General features: G+C 54.3%; 1 rRNA gene. It reads right to left on the reverse strand.

The features are described 5' to 3' along the window. Nucleotides 1-541 (reverse strand): 23S ribosomal RNA (locus tag CHF27_RS14070); the annotation flags it as partial.

Raw genomic sequence — 541 nt, forward strand, 5'->3', positions numbered from 1 at the left:
CCTTACGGTGGGAAATCTTATCTTGAAGTAGGCTTCGCGCTTAGATGCTTTCAGCGCTTATCCTTTCCGCACGTAGCTACCCAGCTATGCCCTTGGCAGAACAACTGGTACACCAGAGGTGCGTCCATCCCGGTCCTCTCGTACTAAGGACAGGTCTCCTCAAATTTCCTACGCCTGCGACGGATAGGGACCGAACTGTCTCACGACGTTCTGAACCCAGCTCGCGTACCACTTTAATGGGCGAACAGCCCAACCCTTGGGACCTACTACAGCCCCAGGATGTGATGAGCCGACATCGAGGTGCCAAACCTCCCCGTCGATGTGGACTCTTGGGGGAGATAAGCCTGTTATCCCCAGGGTAGCTTTTATCCGTTGAGCGATGGCCCTTCCATGCGGTACCACCGGATCACTAAGTCCGACTTTCGTCCTTGCTCGACCTGTATGTCTTGCAATCAAGCTCTCTTCTGCCTTTACACTCTTCGCACGATTTCCGACCGTGCTGAGAGAACCTTTGAGCGCCTCCGTTACTCTTTAGGAGGCG

Source organism: Romboutsia maritimum (assembly GCF_002251085.2).
GTDB lineage: Bacteria > Bacillota > Clostridia > Peptostreptococcales > Peptostreptococcaceae > Romboutsia_B > Romboutsia_B maritimum.